The organism is Jeotgalibacillus haloalkalitolerans, assembly GCF_034427455.1.
In the GTDB taxonomy this organism is placed as follows: Bacteria; Bacillota; Bacilli; order Bacillales; family Jeotgalibacillaceae; genus Jeotgalibacillus; species Jeotgalibacillus haloalkalitolerans.
This window is the reverse complement of record NZ_JAXQNN010000005.1, coordinates 1-26648: the sequence shown is the minus strand read 5'-3', so window position 1 is coordinate 26648 and position 26648 is coordinate 1. Positions and strand designations below refer to the sequence as shown.

At 45.6% G+C, this 26648-nt stretch carries 27 protein-coding genes and 1 tRNA gene; 24 read left to right on the top strand and 4 right to left on the bottom strand.

The features are described from left to right. Window positions 1-221: 221 nt before the first annotated feature. Window positions 222-1952 (bottom strand): ABC transporter ATP-binding protein, encoded by a 1731-nt coding sequence (locus tag UFB30_RS13060; protein WP_322422136.1) that lies wholly within the window; start codon window positions 1950-1952, stop codon window positions 222-224. Window positions 1953-2088: 136 nt separating this feature from the next. Between UFB30_RS13060 and UFB30_RS13055 the strand changes: the two genes are divergently transcribed. Next, window positions 2089-3168 carry an NAD(P)/FAD-dependent oxidoreductase gene (locus UFB30_RS13055; RefSeq protein WP_322422135.1) on the top strand — a complete coding sequence of 360 codons (1080 nt, stop codon included), beginning with the start codon at window positions 2089-2091 and terminating at the stop codon, window positions 3166-3168. A gap of 225 nt (window positions 3169-3393) precedes the next feature. Here the strand turns inward: UFB30_RS13055 and UFB30_RS13050 are convergent, their stop codons facing one another. Continuing rightward, window positions 3394-4581 (bottom strand): dicarboxylate/amino acid:cation symporter, encoded by a 1188-nt coding sequence (locus UFB30_RS13050; RefSeq protein WP_322422134.1) that lies wholly within the window; start codon window positions 4579-4581, stop codon window positions 3394-3396. Between the two features lie 295 nt (window positions 4582-4876). Between UFB30_RS13050 and UFB30_RS13045 the strand changes: the two genes are divergently transcribed. The 4 genes from UFB30_RS13045 (at window position 4877) to cshA (ending at window position 10365) form a co-directional block, all read left to right on the top strand. Continuing rightward, complete coding sequence (locus tag UFB30_RS13045; protein ID WP_322422133.1) at window positions 4877-5947, top strand: D-alanine--D-alanine ligase; 1071 nt, start codon at window positions 4877-4879, stop codon at window positions 5945-5947. Between the two features lie 13 nt (window positions 5948-5960). After that, on the top strand, window positions 5961-7322 hold the full coding sequence (locus UFB30_RS13040) for a UDP-N-acetylmuramoyl-tripeptide--D-alanyl-D-alanine ligase (RefSeq protein ID WP_322422132.1): 1362 nt from the start codon (window positions 5961-5963) through the stop codon (window positions 7320-7322). 512 nt (window positions 7323-7834) lie between these two features. Continuing rightward, entirely contained in the window at window positions 7835-8548 is a 714-nt protein-coding gene (locus UFB30_RS13035; protein ID WP_322422131.1) for an alpha/beta hydrolase, read from the top strand. Between the two features lie 359 nt (window positions 8549-8907). After that, window positions 8908-10365: a degradosome RNA helicase CshA gene (gene cshA / locus UFB30_RS13030; protein ID WP_322422130.1), complete on the top strand. Its 1458-nt coding sequence runs from the start codon at window positions 8908-8910 to the stop codon at window positions 10363-10365. 398 nt (window positions 10366-10763) lie between these two features. Here cshA and UFB30_RS13025 read toward each other — a convergent pair whose 3' ends face one another. Further along, window positions 10764-11321, bottom strand: a complete 558-nt coding sequence (locus UFB30_RS13025) for a hypothetical protein (RefSeq protein WP_322422129.1) — start codon at window positions 11319-11321, stop codon at window positions 10764-10766. A gap of 161 nt (window positions 11322-11482) precedes the next feature. Here UFB30_RS13025 and UFB30_RS13020 point away from each other — a divergent pair, with 161 nt between their 5' ends. Both UFB30_RS13020 and UFB30_RS13015 read left to right on the top strand, forming a co-directional pair. Then, complete coding sequence (locus UFB30_RS13020) at window positions 11483-11965, top strand: PH domain-containing protein (protein ID WP_322422128.1); 483 nt, start codon at window positions 11483-11485, stop codon at window positions 11963-11965. Beyond that, the gene (locus UFB30_RS13015; RefSeq protein ID WP_322422127.1) at window positions 11958-13469 is read left to right on the top strand and encodes a PH domain-containing protein; all 1512 of its coding nucleotides are present in this window, start codon (window positions 11958-11960) and stop codon (window positions 13467-13469) included. The genes UFB30_RS13020 and UFB30_RS13015 overlap by 8 nt, the downstream gene beginning before the upstream one ends. 34 nt (window positions 13470-13503) lie before the next feature. Here the strand turns inward: UFB30_RS13015 and UFB30_RS13010 are convergent, their stop codons facing one another. Next, window positions 13504-14100: a rhomboid family intramembrane serine protease gene (locus UFB30_RS13010; RefSeq protein WP_322422126.1), complete on the bottom strand. Its 597-nt coding sequence runs from the start codon at window positions 14098-14100 to the stop codon at window positions 13504-13506. A 65-nt stretch (window positions 14101-14165) separates the two neighbouring features. Between UFB30_RS13010 and acpS the strand changes: the two genes are divergently transcribed. The 17 genes from acpS to UFB30_RS12925 all read left to right on the top strand — a co-directional run bounded on the left by acpS (window position 14166) and on the right by UFB30_RS12925 (window position 26648). Further along, a complete protein-coding gene (gene acpS / locus UFB30_RS13005; protein ID WP_322422125.1) occupies window positions 14166-14525 on the top strand; it encodes a holo-ACP synthase in 360 nt (119 codons plus the stop codon). 434 nt (window positions 14526-14959) lie between these two features. Next, the gene (locus tag UFB30_RS13000; RefSeq protein WP_322422124.1) at window positions 14960-15973 is read left to right on the top strand and encodes a LolA family protein; all 1014 of its coding nucleotides are present in this window, start codon (window positions 14960-14962) and stop codon (window positions 15971-15973) included. 49 nt (window positions 15974-16022) lie between these two features. After that, window positions 16023-17171: an alanine racemase gene (gene alr, locus UFB30_RS12995; protein WP_322422123.1), complete on the top strand. Its 1149-nt coding sequence runs from the start codon at window positions 16023-16025 to the stop codon at window positions 17169-17171. A gap of 154 nt (window positions 17172-17325) precedes the next feature. After that, entirely contained in the window at window positions 17326-17607 is a 282-nt protein-coding gene (locus tag UFB30_RS12990; protein ID WP_039807347.1) for a CopG family ribbon-helix-helix protein, read from the top strand. 4 nt (window positions 17608-17611) lie between these two features. Continuing rightward, the gene (locus UFB30_RS12985) at window positions 17612-17962 is read left to right on the top strand and encodes a type II toxin-antitoxin system PemK/MazF family toxin (RefSeq protein ID WP_039807348.1); all 351 of its coding nucleotides are present in this window, start codon (window positions 17612-17614) and stop codon (window positions 17960-17962) included. A gap of 114 nt (window positions 17963-18076) precedes the next feature. Further along, entirely contained in the window at window positions 18077-18904 is an 828-nt protein-coding gene (locus tag UFB30_RS12980; RefSeq protein WP_322422122.1) for an STAS domain-containing protein, read from the top strand. A gap of 3 nt (window positions 18905-18907) precedes the next feature. Next, window positions 18908-19264: an STAS domain-containing protein gene (locus UFB30_RS12975; RefSeq protein ID WP_039807352.1), complete on the top strand. Its 357-nt coding sequence runs from the start codon at window positions 18908-18910 to the stop codon at window positions 19262-19264. 4 nt (window positions 19265-19268) lie between these two features. Continuing rightward, complete coding sequence (locus tag UFB30_RS12970; RefSeq protein ID WP_039807354.1) at window positions 19269-19670, top strand: anti-sigma regulatory factor; 402 nt, start codon at window positions 19269-19271, stop codon at window positions 19668-19670. A 16-nt stretch (window positions 19671-19686) separates the two neighbouring features. After that, window positions 19687-20697, top strand: coding sequence for a PP2C family protein-serine/threonine phosphatase (locus UFB30_RS12965; RefSeq protein WP_322422121.1), 1011 nt, complete (start codon window positions 19687-19689; stop codon window positions 20695-20697). A 122-nt stretch (window positions 20698-20819) separates the two neighbouring features. Next, window positions 20820-21155, top strand: coding sequence for an anti-sigma factor antagonist (locus tag UFB30_RS12960; RefSeq protein WP_322422120.1), 336 nt, complete (start codon window positions 20820-20822; stop codon window positions 21153-21155). Beyond that, window positions 21155-21625 carry an anti-sigma B factor RsbW gene (rsbW, locus tag UFB30_RS12955; protein ID WP_322422321.1) on the top strand — a complete coding sequence of 157 codons (471 nt, stop codon included), beginning with the start codon at window positions 21155-21157 and terminating at the stop codon, window positions 21623-21625. Before UFB30_RS12960 ends, rsbW begins: the two co-directional genes overlap by 1 nt. Further along, window positions 21603-22397, top strand: coding sequence for an RNA polymerase sigma factor SigB (sigB, locus tag UFB30_RS12950; RefSeq protein WP_322422119.1), 795 nt, complete (start codon window positions 21603-21605; stop codon window positions 22395-22397). The genes rsbW and sigB overlap by 23 nt, the downstream gene beginning before the upstream one ends. Beyond that, window positions 22397-22990 (top strand): PP2C family serine/threonine-protein phosphatase, encoded by a 594-nt coding sequence (locus UFB30_RS12945; protein ID WP_322422118.1) that lies wholly within the window; start codon window positions 22397-22399, stop codon window positions 22988-22990. Before sigB ends, UFB30_RS12945 begins: the two co-directional genes overlap by 1 nt. A gap of 93 nt (window positions 22991-23083) precedes the next feature. After that, window positions 23084-25255 (top strand): Tex family protein, encoded by a 2172-nt coding sequence (locus UFB30_RS12940; RefSeq protein WP_322422117.1) that lies wholly within the window; start codon window positions 23084-23086, stop codon window positions 25253-25255. A 15-nt stretch (window positions 25256-25270) separates the two neighbouring features. Then, on the top strand, window positions 25271-25684 hold the full coding sequence (locus UFB30_RS12935; RefSeq protein WP_322422116.1) for a hypothetical protein: 414 nt from the start codon (window positions 25271-25273) through the stop codon (window positions 25682-25684). 16 nt (window positions 25685-25700) lie between these two features. Next, the gene (locus UFB30_RS12930) at window positions 25701-26174 is read left to right on the top strand and encodes a SprT family protein (protein ID WP_322422115.1); all 474 of its coding nucleotides are present in this window, start codon (window positions 25701-25703) and stop codon (window positions 26172-26174) included. 399 nt (window positions 26175-26573) lie between these two features. After that, window positions 26574-26648, top strand: a tRNA-Asn gene (locus UFB30_RS12925).

Here is a 26648-nt window from a genome sequence, read left to right as displayed (position 1 = left end):
TTGAAAAGATCGATAGTGGCGCAAATGATATCAGCTTCATTTGAGTGAAAACGATCATAGTGGAACGGAGCGGAGGGCGGCGACTCCGGGACGAAAAGCGGGACAGCTGAGACCCCGGAAACGCTTAGCGTTGAGGAGGCTCAGCGCCCGCCGTCCGGAACGCGTCCGCCCGAAGCGCAGTGCAACGATTAAAAAAGGATGGCACAATCGCCATCCTTTTTCTATGCCAGCTGCTGCTCCGCAAACTCTCTGTAAAGCGGATGCGTCTGGATCAGCTGATGATGCGTGCCGATCCCTGTGATCCGTCCTTTTTCAATAAAAATAATCTTATCAGCATCCACAATCGTCGACAGCCGGTGCGCAATAATAAACGTAGTACGTCCTTCCATCAGCCTGCTGAGTGCCTGCTGCACAATCGCTTCAGACTGACTGTCAAGACTGGCAGTGGCTTCATCCATCATCAGGATTTTCGGATCTCTCAGAAAGGCTCTTGCAATCGCAATCCGCTGACGCTGACCGCCTGAAAGCTTCACACCGCGCTCGCCAACCTGAGTATCGAGCCCTTCCGGAAACTCTCTGATAAATGGTTCAGCATAAGCCATTGCAGCAACCTCCCACAACCGCTCATCACCTATCGAATCAGCATCATTCAATCCATACGTTAAATTATCCCGGATCGTCCCCGCCATCATTGGGCTATCCTGTGACACATAGCCGATCTGACTGCGCCACGCATCCATTGAAAGGTCCGTTACTGGTGTGCCGCCGATAAAAATGCCACCGTCTGACGGCTCATAAAAGCGTTCAAGCAGGCCAAACATCGTTGTTTTTCCGCCGCCGCTCGGTCCTGCAAAAGCGACCATCTCACCGGGCTCAGCGTCAAAAGACACATTTGAGAGGATCGGCTCACCTGCTTCATATGCAAACGAAACATTGCGGACATGAACCGGCATCCCGCTGATATCCAACTCATCCCCGCTGCGTCCGTCCTCAGGCGTGAGATCAATGATGCCAATAATCCGTTCTGTTGCACCCTTTGCTTTTTGAAGCTGTGTAAAAAACATCGCAAATGACGTAATCGGGAAGACAATCTGAAACAGATACAGCAGGAATGCAACCAGCGAACCTGTCGTCATTGATCCTTCAGCGACACGAATCCCGCCATATCCGATAATCACTACAATCACAGCCATCATTACCAGATAAATCAGGGGTCCGACAATCGCAAAAATTCTCATCTCTTTCAGACCGAACATTAGTAAGTTCCGGATGCCGCCTTTTCCTTTTGCCGCTTCAAATGTTTCTGCATTGGATGCTTTCATTAACCTGATTTCACTCAACGTCTGCTGGATCTTACCTGTAAAATCAGCTGTCTCATCCTGCAGTCCGCGTGAAATCTTAGACATCTGCCTGCCGAGTGGAATCATAATCCCGACAGTGACCGGCACTGAGATCAGCATAAGAAGTGTCATCCGCCAGTCCATTACTAAAAGAATAATCACGGCACCAATGATCGTGATAATCCCCGTAATAAACTGAGGGAAGTGCTGTGAAATCAGATCTTTTACAATCCCCGTGTCATTGACAACACGGCTCACAGATTCTCCGCTCGCCTTCTGATCATAATAACTGACAGGCAGACGGATCATTTTCTCCCACATCTGTTCCCGCAGACGCGCCACGACCACCTGTCCGGTATACCCGAGCAGATACGTCGAACCGCCATCAATCAGCGCCTGTACAATAAAAACAATTGCAATCGCTGCAACCAGCCAGCCGCTTAATGAAACTGAAAAGCCATCCACCAGCTCGCGTGTGAGTAATGGAATCGTCAGACCGACAAGCGTGGTCAGAATACTCCCCACAAGCCCAAACGTCAGTGCCAGCCGTGGAATTTTTGTTGATAAAATCAATTGGATAAAAGGTTTTATACCCGCTTCATTTTGTGTCATAAGAAACTCCCATTCTATAAAATTTCCTTAACAAAATTATATCCTATTTTCCCGGTGTACACTGTGTCAGAAGCATGTACGCTTTATTTTCCCGACACCTGCCTGATATGATAGAGAAAACGCTCAGGAGGAAATTATGAAAACTGTTGTACTTGCCGGGGGTGGGCACACGCACCTTGAAGTATTGCGCCGGCTTACTGCTGAACGTGACACGCAGGTAAAATGGATCCTTGTGTCAGCATCCCGCTATCATTATTATTCCGGTATGTTCTCAGGCTTTGCCGAAGGGCTCTACACCCTTGAAGAAATCCGGATTGATCTAAAGAAAATATGTGAAAATAAGAAAATTGATTTTATAGAAGAAACGCTTCAATCATTTGATCCCGCTAAAAGGGAAGTCGTTCTGTCATCAGGAGAAAGACTGTCTTATGATCGTCTCTCACTCGATATCGGCTCACACACTGCGCCTGATCAGATAGAAGGGCTTGCAGAAAGGCAGGTTCAGATCAAACCCGCTCATCTGTTTCCGGAACGGATTGAGGCATGCCGCAAAGCAAAAGAACTCGTTATCATCGGCGGCGGTGCAGCAGCCGTTGAAATGGCTTTTTCATTCCATCAGTGGAAGCAGCAGAATGGCCGTAAGTATGACCGTGTCACGGTGATCGCATCAGGTAATCTGGTGGATAAAAAAACAGACTCAGTTGTTGAAGCTCTTTTTACACATAAAGGCATCCGCTATGTGAAAAATGACGGGGCCGTCAAAGTAGCAGACCGTTATGTCACCACTGAAAGCGGCGCTGAAATCCTGTTCAATGAAGTGATCTTCCTTGGAGGAGCCCAGGCACCGGCACTGCTAAAAAAATCCGGGCTGCCGGTTGATGAAAAAGGATTTATCAAAGTAAATGCATGCCTGCAGACAACTGATGACAGTCAGGTCTTCGCAGCTGGAGACTGCGCAGCGTTGATCACGCGTCCGCAGCTGCCAAAAAGCGGCGTCTATGCAGTACGGCAGGGGGAAGTGCTTCATCACAACCTGATCGCGAGTCTCAAGCGTGAAGGGATGCAAGACTATACACCTCAGCGGCGTGCCCTTATCCTGCTTTCAACTGGAGGCAAACAGGCATTGATGCTATACGGAAAGTGGCGTCAGTTTGGAAGTTGGGCCTGGTTGTGGAAGAATTATATTGATCGGGGTTATATGAAGAAGTATCAGTGAATATAGAAAACCGGAGCATGCCTGGGGCACGCTCCGGTTTTTCTATTTTGTCAGTTTTAAGGGGTGGGTATATAGTCGGGATCTCCGGAAACATCTTTAGAATGTCCTGAACCACCGAAGAAATGTCCTGAACACTTCAGGTTATTTCATGAACACCAAAGGTAATCTCCCGAACATACGGCATAATCTCCTGAACCATTCAACATACACCACAACCAACCCGAATCAACCAGCCTTCGTCACCGCTTCACCTTTCACCTTACGCTTCGTAAAACGGTCAACAATTGAACTGATGGCACCGTCGCCAGTTACATTTGCTGCTGTACCAAGGCTGTCCTGTGCAAGGTATAATGCAAGCATTAGTGAAGTCATTGCACCTGAGAAGCCGAGCATTGACTCAAGCAGACCAAGTGACGCAACAACCGCGCCGCCCGGTACGCCAGGAGCTGCAATCATTGTCACACCCAGCATCAGAATGAATGGGAAGATCTGTGAGAATGTAGCAGTCTCACCCTGAATGAGCATAACCGCCATCGCACAGCTGACCAGTGTGATTGTACTGCCGGCTAAATGAATATTGGCAAGCAGCGGAATACAGAAGTCTGCTGTCTTTTCACGCACGCCCATTTTTTTAGACTGTTCAAGTGTAACCGGAATTGTTGAAGCTGAAGACTGAGTACCCAGCGCTGTGAAGTAAGCCGGCATCATATTTTTCAGCATCACAAACGGATTTTTGCTGTGAAGCGCGCCTGCTGTTGAGTAGATTGCCACAAGATACAGTACATGCAGTACGATAATCATTACGAATACAAGCAGGAAGACATTAATAATGGCACTGACCTGACCGCCCTGAGTCATATTCGCAAAGATACCGAATATGTGAATAGGAAGGAGCGGGATAATGATTTTTTCAATCAGCTTCTGAATGATTGTACGGAATTCTTCCAGACCTTTTTGTAAAACACTGTTTTTAAAAGCTGAAATACCGATTCCTAGAACAAATGACAGCAGTAAAGCTGACATAATGCCCATCACCGGTGTCATTTCAATTCCGAAATATCCGCCAAGCAGTGCTTCTTCAGGATTTTCAAATGCTCTTGATGCTTGAGACCCTAAGAGAATGGGGTATAGCACTGTAGCACTTAAAAAGGCGAGCACACCTGCAATGATTGTAGATGCATACGCAACACCTGCAGTCAGACCAAGCGCTTTTCCGGCACCGCGGCCCATTGCGCCAATTCCCGGTGCGATAAATGCAATGATAATTAAAGGAATTGCGAATGACAGGAATCCACTGAAAATATCATTAAATGTTGCAGCTACTCTGATCAGCCATTCAGGACTGACACTGCCGACCGCAACACCCAGTGCAATTGCAATAACAATACGGGGAAGTAATCCAATTTTTTTCATGGTAAAGTCCTCCTGTTGTGTACAGTTGTATTTGATAGATGGATTATAACGCGATGTTTTGTGCTTGTTAAGAGGAAAAGCTTAAAAATCAATAATAAAATAATTTAGAATTGTCAGTTAAATAAAGGGGTGTTAAACGGAAAAGTAGGTTTTTTGTTATAGCAAAAAAACAAAAATTCGATTCGTCAAACTCATTTCTCAAAAGGAAAAACGTGATAAGATGGAGAAGGATTCTTTTGAAAATAAATCTTTACATAGATTACGCTATCAATCATTTAAATGGAGGATTATATAGATGAAAACCAAATTATGTTTACTGTTCGGCGGTAAGTCTGCTGAGCATGAGGTATCACTTCAGACAGCGAAAGCCGTAATTAAAGCACTCGATTTAACAAAATTTGAGATAGACCCGGTATTTATCACAAAAGAAGGGGAATGGAGAAAAGGACCATCTCTTTCTTCGCCGGTTGAAGATGTAAAACAACTGCAATTCGGGGAGCAGGCTGAAGTATCACCTGCTGAAGGTCTGACACATGTACCTTCAGCGCCTGGAGCAACGTACGATATTGTATTCCCGCTGCTGCATGGTCCGAATGGTGAGGACGGTACAGTACAGGGTCTGCTTGAAGTGTTAAATGTGCCATACGTTGGAAATGGCGTACTCGCTTCATCTGCAGGAATGGATAAAGTCATTATGAAAAACCTGTTCAGAGATGCAGGCCTTCCGCAGGTCAACTATACGTCCTTTATCCGTTCAGCCTGGGAGCAGGACAGAGAAGCTGCTTATGTAAAAACTGAGGAAGAGATCGGCTATCCATGCTTCATTAAGCCGGCTAACCTCGGTTCAAGTGTCGGTATCAGCAAATGTACAAACCGTAAAGAGCTTGAAGCAGGCTTTGAAGAAGCATTCCTTTTCGACCGTAAAATTGTCATTGAACAGGGTGTGAAAGCGCGTGAAATCGAGCTTGGCGTTATCGGAAACGACTTCCCGGAAGTATCTGTGCCGGGTGAAATTGTCGCGAAAAAAGATTTCTATGACTATAAATCGAAATATGTTGACGGAGATTCAGTCATGATTATTCCTGCAGAACTGCCTGAAGGGATGGCTGAAGAGCTTCAGCAGATGGCGAAAACAGCATTCCAGACAGTGGATTGCTCAGGGCTTGTCCGTGCAGACTTTTTTGTTACGGATAAAAATGAAATCTTTATTAATGAAATCAATACAATGCCGGGATTCACTCCTTACAGTATGTTCCCGCTTCTGTGGGAAAACACTGGTGTCCCATATGCTGAGCTGATCGAAAAGCTGGTGCAATTCGGCATTGAACGGTATGAAGATAAACAGAAATTAAAAACGTCAATTTAAGGAGAAGCCAGTCATGAAAAAAACTTTACGCGAAATCGCTGACATCTTAGAGACAGAAGCTCCTTCAGAAGAATTTGCAGACGCAACAGTTGAAGGTGCCAGTATCAATACGTTGACGATCCAGCCGGGCAACCTTTTTGTCCCATTCCAGGGAGAAAAAACAGATGGACACAAGTACGTCCGACAGGCTTTTGAAAAAGGAGCAGGCGCTTCTTTATGGCAAAAAGGTGTGCCGGATATGCCGACAGATTTACCGGTCATTGCAGTCGATGATCCTGAAGAAGCACTTCAGCGGCTGGCGTCTGCGTATAGACGTGAAAACCACTTTAAAGTCGTCGCCATTACCGGCAGTAACGGAAAAACAACGACTAAGGACATGATTGCAGGCGTACTTTCCGTGAAATACAGCGTTCAGAAAACAGAAGGCAATTTTAACAATAACCTTGGTCTGCCACTGACATTACTCAATATCAAAGAGTCCACAGACGTGGCTGTACTTGAGATGGGTATGAGCGGTTTTGGCGAGATCGAACTGCTGAGTAACATTGCCACGCCTGATATTGCGGTCATCACCAATATCGGTGAATCGCACCTGCAGGACCTCGGTTCAAGGGAGAATATCGCGAAAGCAAAATTTGAAATCATCTCAGGTCTGAATGACAGCGGCATTCTGTTCTACTACGGAGACGAGCCGTTACTGACAGACCTTGTGAATCAGGCGGAAGGTCTTAAATCCGCGTCATATGGCTATGGAGACACAAACGGTCTTTATCCGAGAAAAACTGAAATTGATGATGCAGGCAGCCGCATTCAGCTTGGAACTGAAGAAACATGGGTATCCATCCCTGTTCTTGGCAGACACAACGTGCTGAACGGGCTCGCTGCCATCCGCACAGCGATTCATCTTGGTCTGACACTTGAAGAAATTGAAGAAGGTTTCGCTAAAACGCAGATGACATCCATGAGAATGGAACGTGTTGAAGGTGCAAATGGCGAAGTGTTTATTAACGATGCCTACAATGCAAGCCCGACTTCAATGCTCGCTGCACTTCAGTTCCTTGAAGAAGCGAAAGCAGAAGGCAAAAAAATCGTAGTACTCGGCGATATGCTGGAGCTTGGTGACAACGAAGAACAGTTCCACCGTGAAATCGGTCAGAAGATTAACTTCAACGAGATTCCGGTGCTGCTGACATTCGGTCCGCGTTCCAAATGGCTCGCAGAAGAAGCGCTGGAGCGGAGCCCGCTTGTATACTGGTTCAATGATCATGAAGAGCTTGTAGCGGAGCTGAAGAAGCATCTGTGTACAGGAGATCTTGTACTGGTAAAAGGATCGCGCGGCATGGAGCTTGAGAAAGTGATTGAGGCTTTTAAATAAAGCGAGTGAGAAAAGCCGTCCTTGGTGGCGGCTTTTTTGTGTTTGGTGATGGCAGGGTAGCGTTCTTTCGGAGTAGGGCGACATCCAGATCGTCTGGCATGACGTTCAATTGTGCTGATACGTCGTTCAATCACGTGGACGCAGCACTCAACCCGGGTGTGTCGCTACGTCAAAGCGGAGTGCACCTACGTCAACGGCACCAACACAGCATTCAAGTACCACGCCCTGTTGACGCCCTTGAGAAACAAGCCCTTAGTTTCCAAAAGGCAGTAAGAAGACGGTTGCAGCAACCAGTCTTGCTTTTACGAAACTCGATCGGAGATGTACAGCACTCAATCCTTCGGTCACAGCACTCAACCCGGGTGTATCGCTACGTCAACCTGAGATATACATACTTCAACTGCCGCTATACGTACCTCAACGGCAAAAACGCGGCATCCGCCAGTCGCGTACAGATTCAAAAACCCCGATTATGGGTATAAAAACGGTAGAAGATTGAACGGAGGGAAGTCATGGGACAGACAGGATGCTTGCTGCTTCACGGATTTACAGGCGGCGCTTATGAGGTCAACCCGCTGGCGAGATATTTGCGGGAACATACTGACTGGATTATTTCAGTGCCGGTGCTTCCGGGGCACGGCAGAAATCTGAGGCTGCATGATACAAACGCAGTTGAATGGATTACTTATGCTGAAGAAGAATTAAAAAGACTTTATATGTATTGTGATGAAGTGTATGTCATAGGCTTTTCAATGGGCGGGCTGATTGCTGCTTACCTGACCATCCACTATCCGGTGAAAAAACTGGTTTTACTGAGCGCAGCGGCACTTTACATTAACCCGAAACAGATCTTCAGCGATATGAAAACGGTAATGTCAGATACCATTCGAAGAAAACTGAATGAAAATGAGTGGTTTGGTCATTATAAGTATAAGCTTTTTCATACACCGATCCGTTCCACAAGGGAGTTCAGACGGCTTGCATCATATGTCGTCCCGCTGCTTCCGAAGATCAGGGTGCCTGTTTTCATAGCACAGGGGCAGATGGATGGAATTGTTCCGCCAAAAGCGGCACGATTCGTCTATGATCGCGTCGGGACTTACCAAAAAAGATTATATTTATCAAAATCGTCGAAACACCTGATATGCTATGGGTCCGACTGTGACAGGCTTTTTCATGAGATCGCTTTCTTTTTAAAACAGGAGAAAGTTCCCGACAATGGATGATTGTGTTTTGAAAATAGACATGATAAGATACGTAAGACATCTGCTACAATTAGCAATTAGCTCTCTTATTTATAAGAAGAGTGTGATATAACTTTTAAATGCGTTAAACGGAATTTTCCGTTAAGGACTGAATGCGTCCTGCGTATTTTTGATGGTTGTCTTTAACCAGCATGAAAGACCAATTGAACAATTGGCATCTCTGACGCACTCGGCCTAGGTCCGAGTTTTCTTTTTGGGGAAGAAATGCCCCTGTTACTTTAACCGTTAAGGACAACGAATAAAGGCTGTCGCAGTCTTCTGAGCGATCTTAGCTATGTGTATGAAATAGATGATTCACAAAACAAAGGAGAATGAAGGATTTGACACTTTTTTCAGAATTACCAATTAGTCCAGTAATCCAGAAATCAATTAAACGTATGGGATTTGAAGAGGCAACGCCAATTCAGGCTGGCACAATTCCACTATCAACAGAAGGAAAAGACATTATCGGGCAGGCGCAGACAGGAACAGGTAAAACGGCTGCTTTCGGTATTCCGATGCTTGAAAAAGTGGATACAAAATCACAAAACATTCAGGGTCTGATCATCGCACCAACGCGTGAGCTTGCGATCCAGGTATCTGAAGAGCTTTACAAAATCGGTAGTGACAAGCGTGTACGCGTGCTTTCAGTATACGGAGGACAGGACATTCAGCGCCAGATCCGCGCAATGAAAAAGCGTCCACACATCATCGTTGGAACGCCTGGCCGTCTGCTTGACCACATCAACCGCCGCACACTGAAGCTTGATGAAGTACAGACACTTGTACTTGATGAAGCGGATGAAATGCTGAACATGGGCTTCATCGATGACATCGAATCAATCCTTAAAAATCTTCCGGAAACACGCCAGACGCTATTGTTCTCAGCAACAATGCCTGGACCAATCCGCAAGATCGCTGAACGCTTCATGAAAGATCCTGAAGTGGTAAAAGTAAAAGCGAAGGAAATGACAGTTGAAAACATCGAGCAGTTCTTTGTAAAAGCACATGAGCGCGAGAAGTTCGACGTTCTTTCCCGCCTGATCAACGTTCAGTCACCTGAGCTTGCAATCGTATTTGGACGTACAAAGCGCCGCGTTGACGAGCTTGCACGTGCACTTGAAATCCGCGGCTACATGGCTGAAGGAATTCACGGTGACCTGACACAGGCGAAGCGTATGAGCGTACTGAAGAAGTTCAAAGAAGGCCGTATTGACGTACTAGTTGCAACAGACGTTGCTGCACGTGGTCTTGATATCTCAGGCGTTACACACGTATATAACTATGACATTCCTCAGGACCCTGAAAGCTACGTTCACCGTATCGGACGTACAGGTCGTGCAGGTAAAAAAGGTATGGCGATGACATTCGTTACACCACGTGAAATGAACTACCTTCGTGTTGTTGAACAAACAACGAAGAAGAAGATGGAGCAAATGCGTCCACCAAGTTCATCTGAAGCACTTGAAGGTCTTCAGCGCGCAGCTGTTGATGAGCTGAAAGAAACGCTTAAAAAGAACAACCTTGAAGAGTACAAAGTACTTGCACGTGAGCTATTAAATGACGGTGAGGAATCATTGGACCTAATCGCTGCTGCTCTTAAGATTCTTACAAAAGAGCCGGACGAAACACCAATCGATATCACACCTGAAAGACCACTTGCATCTAAAAAGAAATCATACCGCAAAGACGACAAAAAGTTCGGAAATCGCGGTGGAAACCGTGGCGGTAAAGGTGGAGGCGGCAAGCCTTACAACAGCCGTCAGCGTCAGCCAAAACGTCAATCACGCGAAGGCTAGAAAAGCGTAAGCGCCCCGTTTAACCCCGACAAGCATAAGATGCACTGAGAGAAATGGGTGACCTTTCCCATTTTCTCAGTGTAGCTTATGACTCGAGGGGTTGGGCGCTGAAGCTGGGCAACATAGAAAAGCGAAAGGCGCTATTTCCGCCCAACGCTTCACAAGCTGAAATCTTTAAAAACTGCCCAGGCGATCTCATCGCCTGGGCAGTTTTCTGTTTTCTGGAGGCTCCGAGTACTCTGCCTCGAATTAATTGAATCATCTTCTCCGTTAATTGGTTCAGCGGGAACGCTAATTGAATCACCACCACACATAATTGAACGCCACGCGCTAATCGCCCTTCAATTCTCCAATAAACACAATAAAAAACTGCCCAGGAAATCTCCCGGGACAGCTCGTTATTCGCGTTCTTGAGATGTGTATCTGACTCCGTTCATCTGCAGCATCGCATCAATTTTGTTAAAAGAACTGACCAGATGATCGTTTCTGATAAAGGAAATGTCTTCTCCATCGTTCATGTTAAAAATGAAGGTTTCATAATCCTTTTCATCATTACTTCTGATCATCACTGCGCTTTCAACATCACTCCACTGGTATTCTGAAGAACTGACAGAAAGCAAACCATTGTGGATGATTTTTTCTTCTCTCAATACAGAAAAATTCGTCACACTCAGCGCAAAGATCGCCACTGACAGGATTAACGCAACAAAACCGGTCGCCTTGTATTTTTTCCCTTCTTTGTACATCATGAAGAAGAATAATGATAGCAGTACCCCAAAGATGGCAAACAGGATATTGGAGATAAAAGGCGTCTGAATCATAATAATGTCCCCATAGGAGAAAAACAGGTAGTGCAGTAAATTAGGTCCGACAAAAGAAAATAGAACGGTGGATATGAATGTGATGATACTGAATACGATCCATACCATACTTCCTTCATGAAATTCGCGGTTCATAGAGCTCCCCCTTACAATTTTTACATATCTACTATACAGAATTTTTCCATAAAAAGTTTCACTTTTTCAAAAATTTACAGCGAAAACTTTTGAAACATATGTGTAAAGGAGTTCGTATGATAGAGTAAGTACATAAGAGACATTAGATAGGAGAGAAAACAATGGGGAGACAGGAGCCAAAAATGAGAATTTCAGAGCGGGCCTTAACCGTCTGGAGACTTTACGGCTGGATATCTGCAGCCTTTACATTGCTGGCTGGAGCCGGTGTCACGACACTAGCAATATTATTTGACTGGTCCGTCTGGTTCATCATCGGGTCGGCAATTGCACTGGTGCTTGAAATTATATTATTTGTATTTGTACTGCCGACGCTTAAATGGAAACGCTGGCGTTATGAAGTAAGAGAAGAGGAGATTGAACTGCAGCACGGCATTTTTGTTGTGACCAGAACGCTTGTACCAATGGTCCGTGTGCAGCACGTTGATACTGAACAGGGTCCGATTTTGCGGAAGTACAGGCTTGCGACAATCAGTATTTCAACAGCAGCAACACTTCATCAGATTCCTGCGCTCGATATCGATGAAGCAGACGAGCTGAGAGATTCGATCTCTGCTTTAGCAAGGGTGGCTGAGGACGATGTCTGAAGAAAAACGCCTGCATCCGATAACTGCAGTCATGAACGCACTGAAAACATTGAAAGAAGCATTTATACCAATCGTCATTCTGGTTTTCCTAAACCGCGGAGAAGCTGAATCAATCCTGGATTACCTGCCGTTTTTCATTATGGGCGGCATGATTATTCTATTTATCTTCCTCGGTGTCATCAAATGGTGGAGATTTAAATACTGGATTGAAGAAGGCGAGCTCAGAATTGAACAGGGGCTTTTTGTTAAGAAAAAGCGCTATATTCCATTTGAACGGATCCAGAGTCTGAACTATACGGAAGGCGTTTTGCACCGTCCGTTAAAACTGGTGAAAATCAAAGTGGAAACAGCCGGAAGCTCTTCGAATCTGGATTCAGAAGCAGAGCTCACTGCGATTACGAAGCCGGAAGCGGATGAACTGAACCGGATTATTTCAGCAGCAAAGAAAAAGCTCAAGGAAGAAGGTACTGTTGAAGGTGAAGAAGTGGTTGAGCCGCAGCCTGAAGAGCATATTCTTTATAAAATGAGCCCGAAAGATCTGATCGTCATGGCCACTACATCAGGCGGGGCTGGCGTCGTAATCGGGGGGATACTGATCTTCCTGTCCCAATTCGGGGAGGTCATTCCATACGAAGCAGTCTTTACAGAACTCGTTGAATTTGTAGAGGCCGGGTTCCTGCTTGCAGGAATGATTGCTGTCCTGGTGTTCTTTATCGCCTGGCTGATTGCAGTCGGACTGACATTTTTACGCTATGCCCATTTCACCGTGAAGCTCGTTGAAAAGGACATCGTGATCACGAGAGGTCTGCTTGAGAAAAAGCAGACAACCGTCCCGCTGAAAAGGATTCAGGGCATTACCTTTGATCAAAATGTAATGAGAGAGCCGTTCGGATATACGTCCGTCACAATTGAAAGTGCAGGTGGATCCGTACTTGAAAAGGACTCAAATGCCATCCGGCTGCTGCCGATGATCCGTGAAAAAGAAACGTATGCGATTTTGAATAGAATCCTGCCTGACTATCACTGGAAAACAGAATTTACCGGCGTTCCAAAGCGTGCATTAAAACGCTATATATTCTGGAAAATGTTGTTTTCACTTGTGATCATCGGACCGGTCACCTACTTCTTTTTCCCGCTAGGCCTGCTGTCACTGATCCTGATTCCGCTTGCTGCAATTCTTGGCTGGTGGCAGTATAAAACTGCCGGCTGGAGTGCATCGCGCGACCAGTTAACGCTGAAGTTCCGCGGTATCAGCAAGCAGATCGTGTACATGAAGAAAAAGCGGATCCAGTCACTTGAATGGACGCAGACCTATTTCCAGCGCAGAGGAGACGTTGCCACCATCCACTCAACCATCAAATCCTATACAAGCGGAAGCCACAGCAGTATTCCACACATCTCAAAAGAGGATGCTGAATTAATGATGGACTGGTACAGCCCGGAAGCAGAAGTGAAAAAGGTGCATGAACCGTTAATGAATGAAACTGAATTAGAAGGATATTAAAAAATGCCTGGAGCAATGTTGCTCCAGGCATTTTTTATTCGCGCCGGCGCTGCTGGAAAATGAACAGGCCGATAAAGATACCCGCTGCAAGACCCGCGATATGCGCCGTAATATTAATATTTGATCCGAAAAACGTCATCACCACACTGATGACGATCACCGGAACCATGACTTGTCTGATCTCGAGCGGGGCAGCCTGCTTATAGATCAGCCAGATCGCTGCGTACAGACCGAATAATCCAAAGATTGAACCGCTGGCGCCGACAGACGTGTAAAACGGCGGCTGGAGTACCCAGGTCGCAACGTTTGCGATCACACCAGCGAGCAAATACACAACAGCGAACTGAAACGATCCGAGTAACCGCTCAAGCGCAGGGGCAAACAGCACGAGCGAAAACGTATTAAACAGCACGTGCCACAGGTCAGCGTGCGCAAATATCGGGGTAACCAGTCGCCAGTACTCGCCTTCAGAAACCAACCCATTAATACCGGCAAGTGTGAAAAGGACAGAGTTTCCAATGCCACCCGGAATAGAAGTCGCAATAAAGACAACTGCATGTATCAAGATCAACAGTGATACGACAGGGTAAAACCTGATAAACTGTGATAAGCTTTCAGTACGTACAAACAATTGAAATCCTCCCTGTAACTGATTATTTCTATCATACAGGATTCTATACGAAAAAGGTGACTCAGATGATTCATGGAATCGGCTTAGATATCGTAGAAATTGAACGGATTGCCACACTTTTAAAAAGGCAGCCGAAAATCGCCCGCCGTGTGCTGACTGCATCAGAGCTTAAACAGTTCAACGTGCTGGGGGAGAAAAGAAAAATTGAATTCCTGGCAGGGCGTTTTGCTGTTAAAGAAGCATACGCAAAAGCAATCGGCTGCGGGATCGGCCGCGAGCTCTCGTTTCAGGATATCGAGATTGTAAAAGAAGCATCGGGCAGACCTTATATCAGGCATCCGAAATATCATGTGCATGTGAGCATTACCCATACAAAAGAATATGCAGCTGCGCAGGTCGTGGTGGAGAAGAAGGCAGGCGTCTAGATGGACGTCTGCTTTTTGTTTGAGGACGGTTTAAGGGTTCGGGAAAAGCTATCCCTCTTTATGCACTTGGGCAACAAAAGATTTAAAGCCTGTGACCTAAGGGCATATAGTGCAGGGGACGAGGCAAGGCATCATTATATCCACCACCTTTTGTGATATATCTATCACCTCCAGAGGGAATTCACTCACCTTTTAGTTTTTTCTGCCGCTCAGGGGTAGCCGTCCGATTTTAACGACACCTCCCGCGATATATCTATCACCTGTTGACTTAAATCCATCACCTTTTGAATTTTTCGCACGCTGCGCCAGTCCAAGCGCCAATGCATACGCCCCTAATCGCCGACTTCCGCTTTTCCATGTCATACAAGCTCACCCCCACTCATACACTTAAAGTGCATTCGCAACGACGCTGAATGAGTGAAGGGGAGGAAACCATGAAGAAAATCGCTCTCTGTTTGATAACGGTGCTTTTAGTGATGGTGTTAGCTGCGTGCGGTGAGAAAACGAGGGAGGAAGCGGCTCAGGATTTAATGGACAAGGTGGAGCAGGCGGACAGTTATAAGGCAAAAGCAAAAATGGTCTTTAACACTGGTGAACAGCCACAGGAATATGATGTTGAGGTCTGGCATATGAAACCGCACTTTTACCGTGTTCATCTGAAGCATGCGGAAGACAAGCAAAGCCAGATGATTATCAGGAATGATGAGGGCGTCTTTGTGTTGACACCTGCACTGAATAAGAGCTTCCGTTTCCAGAGTGACTGGCCATCAAATGGCAGTCAGGCTTATCTCACGGAGTCTCTTGTAAAGGATATTCAGGAGGATAAGGAAGCAGTCTTTACTGAAAAGGACGGAAAGTATGTATTTGATACGAAAACAAGGTACAAGCATCAGCAGATGTTCCCGCTTCAGCAGGTGACATTTGATAAGAAAACGCTCGCGCCGACGGATGTGAAAGTGAAGGATCAGGAAGGCAACGTGAAGATTGAGCTTAGCTTCAGTGAGGTTGATTATGAAGCATCATTTGACAAGAGTGACTTTAACCTTGAAAAGAATATGATGGGTGCCCAGCTTGAGATGCCGGTATCAGGTGATGGAGAGGAAACGGAGGACTGGGCCGTTCTTTATCCGACAGCTGAAATCGAGGGTGCTGCGCTGATAGAGGAGAAAGAAGTGAAGACGGATAATGGAAGCCGGATGATCCTGACGTATGAAGGATCGAAAAATTATACCATTATTCAGGAGAAGCTGGATGCGGCGCCGGTGATGCTGACAACGTCTGATGCAACTGGTGAAATGGCGGATCTCGGGTTTGCAGTCGGTGCAATGACAGAGAATTCACTGGAGTGGACATATAATGGTGTGAGTTATCTGCTTGCTTCCCACGACCTGACGCAGGAAGAAATGCTCGAAGTTGCTCGCTCAGTTCAGGGGTCTATGATAAAATAACGGCATCCGAAACAGGAGAGTATCCTGTGACAAGAGAAGGTGCCAGATGATGAAGAATGAATTTCACCGTGATACATGGATTGAAGTAGACCTTGATGCGATTCAATATAATATCAGCCAGTTAGCCGGACAGCTGAAGCAGGATACAGTTATTATGGCTGTTGTAAAAGCGAATGCGTACGGACATGGCTATCTTGAAGTAGCGGAGGCAGCACTTGAAGCCGGAGCGGAATGGCTGGCAGTTGCGTTTTTAGATGAAGCGCTCTTTCTGAGAAAGCATGGCTTTACCGCTCCGATTCTGGTGCTCGGTGCTGCGCGCCCTGACGATGCAGGCCTTGCTGCAGCGCATGGGATTCGCCTGACTGTCTTTTCAGCAGACTGGATCAGGTCAGCACGTGAGTTTCTTGAAGCTGACGTGCTGCATATTCATTTGAAAATTGATACCGGGATGGGCCGTCTCGGTTTTACTGATCAAAACGGGTTAGCTGATGCTGAAGCGTTTGCCTCTGATGATAGTCTGATCAACATCGAGGGTGCTTTTACGCATTTTGCAACGGCGGACGAGCCGGACCGGACGTATGCCGATCAGCAGCATGAGCGGTTTCTTGAGTTCCTGGATGTCTTTCAGCAGAAGCCCCCAATGATCCACGCTTCGAACAGTGCAGGTGCATTTCTGCGTGATAATTCAGCCTTTAATGCTGTGCGGTTTGGCATCTCCATGTACGGGCTTGTGCCTTCAGGTGATATCCGTCATGAGATGCCTGCACCGCTGAAGCCGGCTCTGTCAATGTATACAAAAATGGTTCAGGTGAAAAAACTGAAGCAGGGTGAAAAAGTCAGCTACGGGGCTACTTATACTGCCGGACAGGATGAATGGATTGCAACGCTGCCGATTGGCTATGCTGATGGGTGGATCAGACAGATGCAGGGCTTTGAAGTGCTTGCCGGCGAGCATCGTGCGGAAATCATCGGACGCGTCTGTATGGATCAGTGTATGATCAGACTTCCGTTTGAAATGCAGGAAGGGTCTGTTGTCACGCTTGTCGGGGAAGTTCTGAATGACCGGATTCTGCTTGATGATATCGCAGCGCATAACGGCACCATTCATTATGAATCCGCCTGTCTACTGACAGCGAGAGTTCCAAGGATGTATAGGAAAAATGGTGTAATCAAAAAGGTCTTTAATCATCTTAATTAATCATTTTTGCAAAGAATTGTCAGATATTTTCTGAGAGTACCTTTTCAGGTTCCACATTTAGTGTTAATATAAACATGGACTTGAATGATGAATGAACAAAAGAATAATTGTTTCACAAAAAATAGGTATGCATATGATGGTGGAGGTGTAGTTTGTGTCGGAATCCAGCGCAACATCAGAAATCTTGGTACGATTACCAAAGCAACTGCTTACAGAACTGGAAGCGTTTGCCGAACAGGAAGAATTGAGCTGCAGCGACTGTATTTATCGCGCAACGAAAGCTTATGTCCGTGACAGACGCCGTAAACAAACTCAGGATGCGATGCGCCGGGGCTATATGGAAATGGCGAAGATCAACTTGTCAATGGCTTCGGAAGCACTTCAGGCAGAATACGAAGCAGACCATACCATTGAACGATTGGTAAGTGGAGGATAACGCTTTGATAGTGAAGCGTGGAGACGTATTTTTTGCTGACCTATCTCCCGTTGTCGGTTCAGAGCAAGGTGGAGTCCGCCCCGTTCTCATCATCCAAAACGACATCGGAAATCGGTTTAGTCCCACAGTAGTGGTCGCAGCAATTACAGCACAGATTCAAAAAGCTAAGCTTCCTACCCACGTTGAAATCAGCTCGAAGCGTAACGGCTTTGAACGTGATTCAGTTATTTTGCTGGAACAGATCAGGACATTAGACAAACAACGATTAACAGACAAAATAACCCATCTGGATGACGAGACGATGGAGAAGGTAGACGAGGCCCTTCAGATCAGCCTCGGCTTAGTAGACCTCTAATGTGGAAAACGCTCTTTGTGGAGCGTTTTTTTCTTATGAATAGACCAATGAGTTTTACTCCTCTATAATAGAACACAAGTACGAAAACAGAATGATAGGTCAGAGGTGAATTTTTTGTATAACAAGATAACCGGGCATATTGAAGATCATCGGGAAGAGCTCGAAACAATTTGGAAAGAAAAGCTGATGAATGACGCGGACGGACGCATTATCGACGTCATGCCACAGCATATATTTGAATCAACCAGCACAGAGTTTTTCGATATTATTCTATTGAATCTGAAAGATAAAGAAAGAGAATATAAGGAAAAACTTAACCACTTCTCTGACAAAGTTGTCAGACTTGGATGGCCGGTTGCGCTTGTTGTAAAAGGATTGAGAGAATTTGTACATACTGTGCAGGAAAACTTAGTCCAATATGGAAGTATAGATAAAGAGAGAGAAGGCGACTATCTGGAGCTGCTTGATAAGTGGATGACACCAATATCAAACGAAATTATCCAGACGTACGCAGAAACGTGGGAGAAAACTGTATCACTGCAGAAAATGGCGCTTCAGGAGCTGTCAGCACCGTTAATTCCGGTGGTTGACCAGATTTCTGTGATGCCGCTTGTGGGCACGATTGACACTGAACGGGCAAGACTTGTGATGGAAAATCTGCTCGAAGGGGTGGTCAGCCATCGCTCTGAGGTCGTGCTGATTGACATCACAGGCGTACCGGTTGTGGATACAATGGTTGCGCATCACATTATACAGGCGGCGGAAGCTGTTCACCTAGTTGGAGCAAAATGCATGCTTGTCGGCATCCGTCCTGAGATTGCTCAGACAATCGTGAACCTGGGCATTGACCTGGACCGTTTTATTACGACAAGCACGATGAAAAAAGGTGTAGAGCTTGCGCTTGAGATGACAGGCAGAAAAATAGTGGAATTGGAGGGGTAAGCAGTGAGGATTCCTATTTTAAAACTGAATGATTGCCTTTTGATTTCGATTCAATGGGAGCTGGATGATCAGACTGCCCTTGAATTTCAGGAAGATTTGCTAAAAAGAATTCACGAAACCAATGCACGCGGTGTCGTGATTGATATTACATCAATTGACTTTATTGATTCATTCATCGCAAAAGTACTTGGCGATGTGATTAATATGTCCAGACTGATGGGTGCAAAAGTCGTGATTACAGGAATCCAGCCGGCAGTTGCCATTACACTGATCGAGCTTGGCATCAGACTTGATGACGTCATGACTGCACTTGATCTGGAAAAAGGTTTAGAGAAACTTCAACAGGAATTGGGGGACTGACCATATGGAAATCCAATCCTGTGTATCCATTCTGAATGAATGGGATATCGTAGCTGCACGTCAGCTCGGTAGAAATGTAGCCAAGGAGCTGGGATTTGGAACCGTAGATCAGGCTAGAATTACAACAGCCATCAGTGAGCTTGCCCGAAATATTTACCTCTATGCAGGAGAAGGTCAGTTATGTATTGACCGGCTGAATGAAAATGGTAAAGCAGGGCTTCGGATTATCGCACTGGATAAAGGTCCGGGTATTCCAGATATCAGAAAAGTAATGGAAGACGGTTTTTCAACTTCAGGGGGTCTGGGTGCTGGCCTGCCGGGTGTGAGAAGATTAATGGATGATTTCAACATTGACTCAAACCCTGGTGAAGGTACAGACATCCGCGCAACAAAGTGGCTCCGATAGGAGGGGCATTTGACGAATGAATAAACAGGAAACACTTGAAGCGCAATACAGTAAAATCTTACAGGAATATATGAACAACCAGTCTGAGCAGGCTTTATATGCTGCTCAGCAATTCAGCCGGACCGCACTTGAAAAAAAGGTGCCGCCGGAGGAAGTAATCAGTCTTCAAAAAAATGCCATGCAACAGCTAATGCCTGACCTCTCACCGGAAGTCTGGCATTCTTTTGATATTCTTCTTGAAGTGATGACTGCTTACGGCTTTGCTTTCAGAGAGCATCAAAGCTTACTTGATACGCAGAAAGAGTTAAAGAATGAGATGGAAATTGCCTCTAACGTGCAGGATACACTGCTCGGCACTTCAGTCCCTTCTGTTGACGGGCTTGAAATTGGTGCGCTCAGTGTTCCGGCAAAGCAGATGAACGGCGATTACTATCACTTTGTTCACGACGGGGATCACTCGGTTAACGTTGCAATTGCTGATGTTATTGGGAAAGGCATCCCGGCAGCACTTTGCATGTCGATGATCAAATACGCGATGGACAGCCTGCCTGAATACAGGAAGGACCCAAGCGCTGTACTTGAAAGTCTGAACAGAGTGGTCGAGCAAAACGTAGATGATTCCATGTTTATCACAATGTTCTATGGAATGTATGAACTGCGCAGCAATATTCTTCACTTTGCTTCAGCAGGTCATGAACCCGGATTCTTCTACCGCCATAAAGATAAAGAATTTCTGGACCTTGAAGCAAGAGGTCTTCTTCTTGGTGTGGATAAAAACGCCAAATATAAGCGCTACGAACAGGCTGTTGAAATAGGAGATATGATTATTCTGATGTCTGACGGTGTCACAGAATGCCGTACTGATGAAGGTTTTATTGAACGCGAAACGCTCATTTCCTATATAAACGAATACATTGAGCTGCCGCCGCAGGAAATCGTCAATAAAATATTCCGTGACCTGGAGCGCCTGCAGCACTTTCAGCTGAGAGATGATTTCACGATCATTATTTTAAAAAGAACGAAATAGTTTTATGTGAATCACGTTTAACAGCTCGGAGTTAGGGTAGTTTACAAGTACGTCTTACGGAGATTCTGAGAAAGTTCAGGCGGGCTGCCTGAGCAGGACACTAGAAAAAAGGTGGAACTAACATGAATATAAAAGTTGATATAACAGAGCAGACAGAAGAATTTGCGAAGCTTGAAATTGCAGGTGAAATTGATGCGTATACTGCACCTGTCCTTAGAGAAAAAACGGAGCCGCTTTCAAAACAGGAAGGCATGAAAGTAGTCGCTGACCTGTCGGAAGTAAGCTATATGGACAGCACAGGTATTGGTGTATTTGTAGGATTGTTCAAAGGGATTAAAGCAAACGGCGGACACCTTCAGCTTGTTGGTCTATCAGATCGTCTGAAGCGCCTTTTCGACATCACTGGACTTGCAGACATCATGGATATTAATCCCGAAGTAAAAGGTGGAATGGAATGATGAAACCATTTGATTATATTGAAATGAAAATTCCCGCCAAAGCCCAATATGTCGGTGTCATCCGCCTGACAATCTCAGGTGTTGCAAGCCGCATGGGCTTCACATATGACGACATTGAAGACCTTAAAATAGCAACAAGTGAAGCGATTACGAATGCTGTACAGCACGCCTACAAAGAAAATGATGAAGGTGAAGTAGTCGTTGGTTTCGCACTTTATGAGGATCGTCTTGAAGTCATTGTTGCAGACCATGGCTCAAGCTTTGATTTTATGAAAGTGAAGGAAGAAGTTGGACCTTACAATGAGGGTTCACAGGTTGACATGCTCCGTGAAGGGGGGCTTGGTCTTTACCTGATCGAAAGCCTGATGGATGACGTGAAGATCAGTCAAAAAGAGGGTGTAACGGTCTTCATGACAAAGTACATTGAGGAAGAGCAGGTGGAGAGGGATGCGGAAACTGTCTCAACCTAACCAGCCGAGCAAAGACGAAGTACTTGAGTGGATCAAAGCCTATCAGGAAACGCAGGATGAGGATGCGCAGCATAAGCTTGTTGTTCATTATAAAAACCTGGTGGAATCCATTGCAAGAAAGTACTCGAAAGGAAAGTCATATCATGAGGATATCGCACAGGTCGGTATGATCGGTCTGCTCGGTGCCATCAGACGATATGATGATACGTTCGGGAAAAGCTTCGAAGCATTCGCTATCCCGACCATTATCGGTGAGATCAAGCGATTCCTCCGTGATAAGACATGGAGCGTACACGTTCCAAGACGAATCAAGGAACTCGGTCCAAAGATCAAAGCGACAGTTGAAGAACTGACAACAGACCTGCAGCGATCTCCAAAGGTAAGTGAAATTGCCATGCACCTTGAAGTTTCTGAAGAAGAAATTTTAGAAGCAATGGAAATGGGGAAAAGCTATCAGGCACTTTCAGTTGACCATTCAATTGAAGCTGACTCTGACGGCAGCACAGTTACGCTGCTTGATATTGTCGGCAGTATGGATGACAACTATGAAAAAACAGATCAGCGGATGGTACTTGAAAAAGTCCTTCATGTGCTGAGTGACAGAGAAAAACAGATTATTCAATATACGTATCTTGAAAATATGAGTCAAAAAGACGCGGGTGATATGCTCGGTATTTCTCAAATGCATGTGTCCAGACTGCAGAGAAGAGCCATTAAAAAACTGCGTGATGCGATCCAGGAAGAAAACTCACAAGATGGTGACTTTACTTGATGGAAGTACTTGACCACAGTTTAGTAACAGTACACGCTGGACAGTATGCAAAGAATGGCCGGCAGGATTGCGGTGACAGCTACTTTTTCACTTCAACTGACGACTATTTCATCTGTGTAGTCGCAGACGGTTTAGGAAGCGGGAAATATGCCCATGAGGCTTCCCAGGCAGTATGTGCTGCAGTTGAAGAAAACAAGGATGAAGATGTGAACCAGCTGATGGAACGGGCGAATCAGTCTCTATTGAAAAAGAGAGGCGCAGCCGTAGCGATTATCAAAATTGACTATGCAGCCAGAAGGGTTACATATAGCTGTGTTGGAAATATCCGCTTTTATTTTTACTCAGAAGCAGGTAAGCTCACTTATCCGCTGCCGGTAACCGGTTATCTTTCCGGCAGACCCCAGCAGTATAAGACCCAAAGCTTTGAGTATGAAGACGGAGCCTCATTTCTGATTCATTCAGATGGACTTCAGATCACACGTGTACGACCACTGCTACAGTCAGGACGCTCGATTGACTATATTTCAACCTATCTCGATTCAATTGTTTCAGATAGCGACGATACAACATTTATTATTGGGAGGCTGCCTTAAATAGGAGTCTCTTTTTTTGTTTGGAAAATGATGACTTGAAGTCCATGTGGTACAATTAATCCCGGAACAGATTATAGAAAGGCAGTGAATCAGATGGAACAGCACAAACAACAGATCACCCGTCTGGCAGCAAACATTTCAATTGATGCCGCTAAAGTTGAGAAAGTGATTCAGCTTTTAGATGAAGGAAACACAGTGCCTTTTATTGCACGATACCGAAAAGAAATGACAGGTGCGCTGGATGAGGTCCAGATCAAAAATATCTCGGACAGCTGGGCTTACCTGCAAAACCTTGAAACCAGAAAAGAAGAAGTGCTTCGCCTCATTGAAGAACAGGGCAAGTTAACGGAAGAATTAAAGCAATCCATTATAAAAGCAGATAAGCTTCAGGCAGTGGAAGACCTCTACCGTCCCTATAAGCAAAAGAGAAGAACCCGTGCGACAAAAGCAAAGGAAAAAGGACTTGAGCCGCTTGCAAAATGGCTGCTATCTTTCCCGAAAACAGGCAGCGTAGAAGAAAAAGCTTCTGAATTCATTTCAGAAGAAAAGGAAGTAGCTGATACAGAGGAAGCACTTGCCGGCGCGAGAGATATCATCGCTGAAATGCTTGCAGACGATGCAAAAATCCGTGAATACATAAGAAATCAGACATTCAGAAACGGGAAAATCACCTCGGCTGTTAAAAAAGCAGAGCTTGATGAAAAAGGAATCTTCGAAATGTACTATGAATACGAAGAACCCGTTTCAAAGATCGTGCCACACCGCACGCTCGCGCTGAACCGGGGTGAAAAGGAAGAAGTAATTCGCGTATCCATTCAGCCGGATCAGGAGAGAATTCTTTCTGAATTAAAGCGAAAGCATGTCAAATATCCACAGTCCGTCTCAGCAGACCAGGTGGCTGAAGCGATCGAAGACAGCTATAAGCGCCTGATTCTTCCTTCTATTGAAAGGGAGATCAGAAATGAGCTGACAGAGAAAGCAGAAAATCAGGCAATCCACATCTTCTCAGAGAACCTGAAAAATCTGCTGCTTCAGGCGCCGCTTAAAGGTAAAAAAGTACTTGGCGTCGATCCTGCCTACCGCACCGGCTGTAAGCTTGCAGTGGTAGATGAAACTGGGAAGATGCTTTATATTGGTGTGATCTACCCGCACACGACAAAGGATCCATCGAAAGCCGCTGCTACATTTAAAAAAGTTGTGAAAGACTTTGGCATTGAGCTTGTTGCGATCGGAAACGGTACAGCATCCCGTGAAACCGAACAATTCGTTGCAGACCAGCTGCAGGAACTCGACCAGGAAGTGTATTATCTGATCGTCAATGAAGCGGGAGCGAGTGTTTACTCGGCTTCTGATATCGCACGCGAAGAATTTCCGGATCTTCAGGTAGAGGAAAGAAGTGCAGTGTCAATCGCAAGACGTCTTCAGGATCCGCTTGCTGAACTTGTCAAAATTGATCCTAAATCAGTCGGAGTCGGACAATACCAGCACGACGTTTCTCAGAAAAAGTTAAACGAATCGCTCACATTCGTCGTTGAAACAGCTGTTAACAAAGTTGGCGTCAATGTAAACACAGCATCACCATCGCTGCTTCAATACGTAGCCGGCCTGTCAAAAACAGTGGCACAGAATATTGTTAAAGCACGTGACGAAGCAGGAAAATTCATCAACCGCAAGCAGCTGAAGAAAATCCCGCGCCTTGGTGCAAAAACATATGAACAGTGTATCGGCTTCCTGCGCATCGCAGAAGGTGAAAACCCGCTCGACCGCACAGCCATCCACCCTGAAAATTATCAGGATGTAGAAAAAATGATCAAACAGGCTGGATTCGATCTGAATGCAATCGGTTCAGAAGAGCTGAAGCAGGCGATTATCCAGAAAACACCTGAACAATGGTCAGCAGATACAGGTATCGGGATTCATACAATGAAAGATATCATTGAGGCCCTCATCCGCCCGGGACGTGACCCGCGTGATGAACTTGATAAGCCGATCCTGAAAAAAGACGTTCTGAAAATGGAAGACCTGAAACCGGGCATGGAACTGCAGGGAACCGTGCGAAATGTAGTAGACTTCGGCGCATTCGTTGATATTGGCGTCAAACAGGATGGACTTGTTCATATTTCCAAGCTGAAAAAAGGATTCGTCAAACATCCGCTAGATGTCGTCTCGCTGGGTGACGTCGTAACCGTATGGATCGAACAGGTCGATGCGAAAAAGGGAAGAATTGCACTCACCATGCTTCCTCCTGCCGAACAAACTAACTAAATTGGAGGAATCAAAATGGCTTATTATATTATTGCCATCGCAGCTGCGGTAGCAACACTCGGTATTACTTTTAACTATATCGCTCACCTTGGCACAATCATCAAGACTGCCGAGGGTCGCGGTGATGAAGGAATGACAGTACAAACTGTACTTACCCGCTTCTTCTTTTCAACAATGATCATCGAGCTTGTCCCGCTTGCCGTGATTGTACTTGTATATGCCCTAATGGAAAGACCGGATACGGGACTGCCGGTTATTCCGCTTATCATTATCATTGGCTCAGCAGTTTTCGGCGTCATGCAGGTACTGATGAGAATGAGACAGGATGTACCGGCGGAAGCAAAAGGTCAGGTGCGTTCATTTTCCCTGATCAGTATGCAGTTGATTACTTCCATGCCGCTGATCGCAATCATCTTCCTTTTCATCTAAAAGGAGGTACCGGTTCATGACGAACGAAGAGCTGCAAAAGTTAACTGAACAGATCTCACTCGAATCATTCGGGAAGAAGTTTCAGCACCAGGCGTATTTCAATGGGCGGCTCAGAACGACAGGCGGGAGGTACCTGCTTGTCAGCCATCATATCGAAATCAATAAGAAGTACCTTGATGAACACGGCTACGATGAACTTGTCGGAATCATCAAGCATGAGCTCGCGCATTATCACCTTCATATAGAAGGAAGAGGGTATCAGCATCGTGACCGCGACTTCAGGGAGTTAATCAAACAGGTCGGCGCACCAAGGTTCTGTACGCCATTACCATCACAGAAGAAAAAACGTCTTCCTCGTAATAAGGTATATGAATGCACTGGCTGCGGTCAGATGTATCACCGGAAGAGAAGGTTTGATACAAGTAAGTACCGCTGCGGTAAGTGCAGCGGGAAGCTCAGGTTTTTAGGTGTGGATCAGTCGATCGGATAGAATAGAGCTGACGGAAGTGCGTAAAGCATTCCGTCAGCTTTTTCTTTATTATGGCTTCTGAATAGCTGGTGGTATAACAGTAGAGTGAATAAAGCTTCAGGAAGAATCAGATGAGGGTGTGGGGGAGCATCCGTATGACTGAACCTGACATCAACAGCTCACTTTAATAAAGCCTGACGAAATGGAAGGATTCGTTTTGACATCACCCGTGAAATGTGGTAAATTACATTCACTAGCCTTTAAAGCGGACGGCATACACGAGAAAATGTTTTTAAAATTATTTTATAAAAACGATTGACTTTTGTTTTGGATGTCTGTTATGATGTTAAACGTCGGCAAGAGAGACGCCAAGAGAAACACTTACATAAAGGCTTGCTGCAAACAACTTAATTACATCGTTCCACAGTAGCTCAGTGGTAGAGCAATCGGCTGTTAACCGATCGGTCGTAGGTTCGAGTCCTACCTGTGGAGCCA